The 348-nt window shown below is 36.2% G+C and carries 1 protein-coding gene; it reads right to left on the bottom strand.

The window, feature by feature from the left end:
* Positions 1-26: 26 nt before the first annotated feature.
* On the bottom strand, positions 27-348 hold a 322-nt coding region (locus tag J8L84_RS20315; protein WP_211072291.1), incomplete at its 5' end, for a hypothetical protein.

Below are 348 nucleotides of genomic sequence, written 5' to 3'. Positions count from 1 at the left end.
AGCTTGCGACCGACTTAATGTGTTTGTTAAATGCCAATTACTAACCTCATAGATTCTTCCGCAGATATAAAACCTAATAGAAAGAACAGTATACGCGTAAAAGTATTAACAGCAAAACGCAATGCATCAGGGTCATACCATGGGTTTTTATCAAAATCATTCTCGGTACGAAGTTGTCGTTGAGACTCTCTAATAATTTGCTTACCAATAACTAGCAATAAAATTAAGGAGAGAAAGGTAAAACCGTAAACTCCATCTGGAAGAGAGTAAAACTCAATAACGGGTTCGCTGAGTACTAGTAATACTCCAGCTATAAATGATGTTGTTTTTGTAGCATCCATTGGCATT

The sequence above is a fragment of the Alteromonas sp. MMG017 genome (genome assembly GCF_018100795.1).
Lineage (GTDB): Bacteria > Pseudomonadota > Gammaproteobacteria > Enterobacterales > Alteromonadaceae > Alteromonas.
The sequence above is the reverse complement of the archived record's forward strand: the minus strand, read 5'-3'. Positions and strand labels throughout refer to the sequence as shown.